Source organism: Desulfococcus sp., from assembly GCF_050178255.1.
Lineage (GTDB): Bacteria > Desulfobacterota > Desulfobacteria > Desulfobacterales > Desulfococcaceae > Desulfococcus > Desulfococcus multivorans.
In genome coordinates this window covers 1-6,617 of record NZ_JBFXGG010000145.1, presented here as the reverse complement: position 1 = coordinate 6,617, position 6,617 = coordinate 1, and the positions used below count along the sequence as shown (strand labels likewise).

Sequence of the window (6,617 nt, the reverse complement as noted above, 5' to 3'; positions counted from 1 at the left end):
GATCTTAACCCACAAAACGATAAATCCGGCGATCCAGTTCAACATAGGTTTAACGGTCCAAAAGTATAATGTTATCGGGCCGAAGGCTTCGGGCTGAGCCCCCACCGGGCCTTTGCGTCCTGATTATTCTCCATGTCCCGATGCCGCATCTCGGAAGCGATCGTCATCGCGTCTTCTTCAGCCTTTCTGAATCCGCTTTCTGTCGATGCCCGCCATGTTTTTTCCCAGCACCTGCCAGGAAACGCGGTGATGCCGCGGAATCACCAGGACGCCGCGGGCCATCTCGGCGGTCGTCCGCAGGGGGATGGACAGCCGCCCCGATGTGCCTTGGATAATGACGATATCGCCGCTCGAAAGTCCCATCTCGCCGGCATCGGCGTCGTGCATCACGGCGCTTGGCGCCGATGCCGCCGCATTCAGGCAGGCGGATCTGGCGGAGAGCGTCTCGGTGCCGAAGGTCAGGTCCGTGGTAATGACAAGGATGTCGTCTCCCCCGGCAATGGTGCCGGACGCAGCCGACGGCGGGATTCGCGTCGACAGACCGAGGGTCCTGTCGAGCAGGATGCCGTCCTCGGGAAACGGTCGGCAATCGTCCAGAACGGACAGGGACGGATAGCGGTCACCCGGGGATGCCGGGTCCACGGAGGCGTCGCCGGCCAGTTTTGCGATGATCGCCCATGCCGGAGCGGCGTCGCTGCCGGGGATGTCCGCTGTGAATTCCCGGGGGGGATGAGCGCCGCCGGTGATTTGAGAGAGGGGTGTGCCCCCCTTGAATGCCGGTGAAATCCGCTGAGCCCGCCCTTCCTGATTCACGAAGATGCCGCCGGCTTCGAAAACGGTGGCCGACGGCAGAAAAATATCGGCGCGATGCGACAACGGATGGTCGAGGTAGTCTGCAACCACAAGAACATCCAGAGCGTCCAGGGCCTTTTTGAGGCGGTGGTGATCCGGATATCGGTGAAAAAGATCGTTCTCCACCACCACCAGCGCATGAACCCGGCCGGCTTCGATGTCGGCCACCACGTCGTCCACCGAGGGAACACCGTCGGTGAACATCGCCGCTCCTACGGCGTTGGGTCCGGAAAGCAGGTAGAACAGGCCCGCGGATTTTCCGGAATCCTGAAGGTGCGACACGCCGTCGGCTGCAATGGTCGGCAGCGTTGGGGGAACAACATCCGCTCCACAGACGATGACGGGCCGCCGGCTCTCGGCCACGAGCGCCCGCAGTTTTTCAACAGCCGCCAACGGCAACGGTTCGGCATCCTCACCCATACCGACGGCCGATGCGAAGACATGGCCGATCTCCTCCGGCCGCAGCGGTATGTGTGTGAACGGCATGGGCAACACTGTCGGCCGCGGGTCAAGGACGATGACGGCCGCGCCGGCCCTTGCGGCCTGTCGCATGGCCAACGCCGCCATGGGGGCCTCGTTCACGGGATCGGCGCCCAGGACCACGATGAGGTCTGCTTCCGCCAACCGGGGCATGGCAACGGCGGTGCGCCGATTAAGACCGGCAACGGCGGCCGCCGTGCACGCCGCTGCATCTGCCGTGTCAAAGAAAACCGGCCCTTGCCAGCCCCGGGCCTTGCAGACGGCTTTCAGCGTGCCCTGGCTTTCCAGGCTGTTCCGGAGAGACCCCACACAGGCAACAGCCTGCCCGCCGTGGATGTTGCGAACCCGGTCGATGCGTCTTCCGGCCTCCTCGGCGGCCGACGCCGCGGGTACGGCATTCCCGTCAACCACGGCCTTGCGGGGTCGATCCTTCGCGGACGCGTAATAGAAGCCGTGCCGCCCCCGGTCGCAGATGAAATAGCCGTTGACGTCGGGGTTGAATCCGGCCTCCTGGCGGACCACTTCGCGGTAGCGGGAACAGACGATCGTACGGCATCCCAGGGAGCAGTTGATACAGACCGAAAGCGATCGTTCGAAATCCCATCGGCGGCCCCTGTAACGGGAGGGTTTGTCCGTAAAGACCCCTGTAGGACAGATGTCGACAAGATTGCCGGCGAACGGGTTTTCAAGAACGCCCTCTTCGTACCGGCCGTAATAGACCCTCGAGCCGATGCCCATGACGCCCAGATCCGTGTAGCCGGCATATTCCCGGTAGAAACGGACGCAGCGGTAGCACTGGATGCAGCGGTTCATCTCGTGCTGAATCAGCGGCCCCAGGTATTGGTCCGCATGCGTGCGTTTCCTGCCTTTGTATCGCCGAATGCCGTGTCCACCCGAAACCGTCATGTCCTGAAGGAGACAGTGGCCCCCTTCGTCGCACACCGGGCAGTCGTGGGGATGGTTGAGCATGAGGAATTCGATGATATGCCGTCGGAAATCGACGGCCTCCGCGTCGGTGGTCGACACCACCATGTCGTCCCGGGCCTCGAGCATGCAGCTCATCTGGATCCCCGTCGTCCGGGGCGGTCCCGCGAGCACCTTCACGGCACAGACGCGGCAGGCACCTACGGCGCCCAGAGCCGGGTGGTAACAGAACCGGGGAATCATGATCCCCAGTTGCGCCGCGGCCTCGATGACCTTGGTTCCCGGTTCGACGGTCACTTCCCTGTTGTCGATGGTCAGTTTCGGCATGGATGGTCAGCTGTTCCTAAAAGGGCATTTCTTCTGGTTGATGTGGGCCGCCACCTCACCCTCGAAGTGGGTCAGCAACCCTTCCACCGGCGAGACGGCGCCCGGCGCGAAAGCACAGTACGAATACCAGAGATGTTTACAGATTTTCTTCAGCGCCGGAATGTCTTCAGCCGTGCCTTTTCCGGTTTCGATACGCCACAGGATTTCGCGGATATAGGGGAGCCCTTCGCGGCAGGGCGTGCACCATCCGCAGGACTCCCGGGCAAAAAACTCGATAAGATTGAGGGTGGCGGCCACCAGGCAGGTATCCCGGTCAAAGACCATGACGGCACCGGTCCCCAGTCGGTTGCCGACCGATTTGAGCGCGTCGAAGTCCATCTCGATATGATAGTGTTCCCGGGTGAGAAAGCCCGTGGACGCGCCGCCGGGCAGGCAGGCCTTGAACTCGCCGCCGTTCTTCATGCCCCCGGCGTAGTCCTCGATGATCTCGCTGAGGCGAACCCCCATGGGCAATTCGTAGCAACCGGGCCGATTCACTTTGCCGCTGATCCCGAAGATCTTCGTTCCGGCGCCGCTTTCCGTCAAAGCCAGATCCTTGAACCACTGGGCGCCGTTTCTGAGGATGTGCGGAATACAGCAGAGGGTTTCCACGTTCTGAAGAACGGTGGGTTTTCCCCACAACCCTTTTTCCGTCGGATAGGGCGGCGGCTGTTTGGGGTTGGGCCGCCGACCCTCCAGAGCATTGATCTGCGCGGTCACCTCGCCGCAGATGTAGCGCCCGCCGCTGCGATGAACCACAATCTCGACATCGATGCCGCTGCCCAGTATGTTCCGGCCGAGGAATCCGGCCTCCCGGGCAATCCCGATCTCCCGTTCGAGAATCCGGGCGGCGCTCTCGTATTCCGGCCGGATGAAAATGATCCCCTTCTCCGCCGAAATAGCATAGGCCGCCAGGATCATCCCCTCGATAAGCTGGTGCGGATCGGCATGGATGAGCACCCGATCCTTGAAGGTTCCCGGCTCCATCTCGTCGGCGTTGCAGACGAGATACCTGGGAAAAGGCGCATCCTCGGCCACGGTCATCATCTTCATGCCCGCGGGAAAGGCCGCTCCTCCGCGGCCCAGGAGGATCGCGTCCAGAAGCACCTGCCGCACCTCGGCGGGGGATCGCTGCTGGAGCACACGGACGAGCCCTTCATAGCCGCCGCCGGCACGGTATTCCGCAAGCGTGGCTATCCGGTCGGGCTTTCGGTTCCGGAGGAGAATCTGGGGATACATGGCGTCTATTCTTCCTCTCCTGGGTTTTCCCCTCCCGGGGCATCCGCCGCGTTCCTGAGCCTGTCGATGAGTGCGTCGAGATCGGCAATGGTCAGGGGCCCGTAAGCTTTTCTGTTGACCAGGATCGCGGGGGCGCGATCACAATAGCCGATGCAGCAGACCGGCAGGAGGGTGAAGAGGCCGTCGGGCGTGGTCTCGCCCATGCCGATGCCGAGCGTCCCCATCAGGTGCCCACCGATCGTCTCCGATCCTTCCATCCAGCAGACGACGCTGTCGCATACGTGAATGACGTAACGGCCCACGGGTTCGCGATAGATGAAGGTGTAGAAGGTGGCCAACTCCTCCACCTCGACGGGATCCATGCCGAGGAGACGCGCCGTCTCCATCACGGCCGCATCGCTCAGGTATCCATCCCGGTCCTGGAGGGCGGCCATAACGTCCACGGCCAGTTCCCGGGGGTGGTCGGCGGCCTGGATTTCTCTTTCCAGAGAGTCTTTCTGGGCATCGGTCGGCATCCGTTCGTCCTTGTACACTCCGTAAGATTGAAGGTTGATTGAATGATTCTAACGGTCGATGTCGGGTAAAATGTAATCCACCGACCCGATGATGGCGATGAGATCCGAAACGGACCACCCCTCGGCCATCATGGGCAACACTTGTACGTTGGCGAAACCGGGGCTTCGAATGCGCATCCGGTAGGCATACCCCAACCCGTCGCTTACCGCGTAATACCCCTGCTCCCCCCGCGGGATTTCACAGCAGACGTAGGCCTCGCCTCCGGGAATTTTAGGGCCCCGGGTAACGTTGACGAAATGGTGAATCAGGCTTTCGATATCCTTCAACATGTCGGCCCGTTTCGGAACCACATACCGATAGTCGTCGGTGACGCACCGGCCTTCGGGCATGTTGGCCGCGGCCTGACGAATGATGGAGAGACTCTGGCGCATCTCTTCGATACGCACCACGTAACGGTCAAAGCAGTCGCCGCCCACGGCCGTTGGAACCTCGAAATCGTAGTTTTCGTACCCCGAATAAGGAAACTGCTTGCGAAGGTCCCATGCCAGACCGCAGGCCCTGAGATTCGGTCCGCTGACCCCCCAGTCCTTGGCGTCGGCCAGGGAGATCCGCCCGACGCCCACGGTTCTGGCGCGAATAATGGGGTTCCGGGTGATCAGGGCTTCGTATTCATCGATCTTTCCGGGGAAGATCCGCACGAATTCGTCGACCTTCTCCTTCCACCCCGAAGGCAGGTCGGCGGCCGTACCGCCGATGCGGAACCATGAGGGATGGAGCCTGCCGCCGGTGATGAGTTCGACGATGTCGAGGATCATCTCCCGTTCGCGAAAACAGTAGAACGTCGGCGTCATGGCGCCGAGATCATGGGCGAAGGTGCCCACGAAAACGAGGTGATTGCTCAGCCGGAAAAGCTCACTCAGAAGCACCCGGATGCACTGGGCCCGATCCGGTACGCGGATGCCCGCCAGCTGCTCGACCGCCATGACGTAGGGAAGGTTGTTGGCGGCGCCGGCCAGGTAGTCGACCCGGTCGGTGTAGGGGATGAACTGATGCCATGTCTGTCGTTCGCCGATCTTTTCCACGCCCCGGTGGTGATAGCCGATTTCCATCTTGAGGCGGGTGATCTCTTCCCCGTCGAGGGAGAGGATGTAGCGCAGGAGCCCGTGGGTGCTGACATGGTGGGGACCGACGTTGAGAATCAATTCCCCGGCTCCCGGTTGCCGGATGTAGAAACCGCCGTCAAGCGGTTGTTTTGTCGCAGCGTCTTCGCGGGTGTAAGGCGCCATGTCGGTGGCCCTGCCGGGATGGGTCTTTCGAAGGGGGTGTCCCTCCCAGTCCGGCGGCATGAGGATGCGCGTAAGATTGGGATGGCCCTCGAAGCGAACCCCGAACATGTCGAAGGCCTCCCGTTCGTACCAGTCGGCTGACGGCCAGATGTCGGTGACGGTCTCGGTGAAGGGGATGTCGCCGTACAGCGGAACCTTGATGCGGACCCGGGTGGCGGGGTCGAAGGCCAGGAGATGGTACACCAGGGTGAAATCGGGATATGCCGAAGGATCGCGGCGGGCCGACTCGTCGATGATTGTAAGGTCGTCGAGCCGCTCGAACCGCACGGGGGATTCGGTTTTCAGATATCTGAGCAGCGGCTTGATCTGATCTTTGTCGACGTCGAGGGTCAGGATGTCCGAGGTCGTCGGCCGTGCTTTGACGCCTCTCCCGAATCGCGCTGAAAGCGTTTCGGAGAGTGACTTTTCGTGTTCACCGAGGACGATGCGGTTCGGCTCCGGGGTCCACATGAGATCCGACCGGCTTTCCGGAAACCCGGGGGGTGTCACCGACGAACCGCGGATGACGGTTCCCGTCATGCCCGGTCCTCTTGGATCACGGGACTTGGTCACGCCGTCCACGAGAACGGGTGCCTGGGTGCCCTGGCGCCCTCCGCCCAGATGAAAAACGGGTCGGCTGGGACGCTCGGTCTCTTCGATCTTTTTCTGGAGAAGGGTCAGCCCCTGAAGGACAGCCTCGGGACGCGGCGGACATCCCGGGATATAGACGTCCACCGGCAGGATCTGGTTGACGCCCTGAACCACCGAGTAGACATCGTACATCCCCCCGGTGTTCGAACAGGATCCCATGGAGATGACCCATTTGGGCTCGGGCATCTGCTCATAGAGACGCAGCACCACGGGAGCGATCTTCTTGAAGACGGTGCCCGATACGATGAGAAGATCGGCCTGACG

Annotated in this window: 4 protein-coding genes; all 4 read right to left on the bottom strand. The window is 62.0% G+C overall.

Features of this window, described 5'->3' with window-relative positions; translation table 11 throughout:
- Nucleotides 1–177: 177 nt before the first annotated feature.
- Complete coding sequence (nuoG, locus tag AB7S84_RS15845; protein ID WP_428155685.1) at nucleotides 178–2,583, bottom strand: NADH-quinone oxidoreductase subunit NuoG; 2,406 nt, start codon at nucleotides 2,581–2,583, stop codon at nucleotides 178–180.
- Nucleotides 2,584–2,589: 6 nt separating this feature from the next.
- Entirely contained in the window at nucleotides 2,590–3,861 is a 1,272-nt protein-coding gene (locus tag AB7S84_RS15840; protein ID WP_020876422.1) for a complex I 51 kDa subunit family protein, read from the bottom strand.
- Between the two features lie 5 nt (nucleotides 3,862–3,866).
- The gene (nuoE, locus tag AB7S84_RS15835; protein WP_020876423.1) at nucleotides 3,867–4,376 is read right to left on the bottom strand and encodes an NADH-quinone oxidoreductase subunit NuoE; all 510 of its coding nucleotides are present in this window, start codon (nucleotides 4,374–4,376) and stop codon (nucleotides 3,867–3,869) included.
- Nucleotides 4,377–4,424: 48 nt separating this feature from the next.
- Nucleotides 4,425–6,617 (bottom strand): NADH-quinone oxidoreductase subunit B/C/D (locus AB7S84_RS15830; RefSeq protein ID WP_428155682.1); only part of this gene is annotated, 2,193 nt, incomplete at its 5' end.

Coding starts and splice junctions, on each gene's coding strand:
- nuoE (WP_020876423.1), bottom strand. CDS start 4,376: ATGCCGACCGATGCCCAGAAAGACTCTCTGGAAAGAGAAATCCAGGCC.
- AB7S84_RS15840 (WP_020876422.1), bottom strand. CDS start 3,861: ATGTATCCCCAGATTCTCCTCCGGAACCGAAAGCCCGACCGGATAGCC.
- nuoG (WP_428155685.1), bottom strand. CDS start 2,583: ATGCCGAAACTGACCATCGACAACAGGGAAGTGACCGTCGAACCGGGA.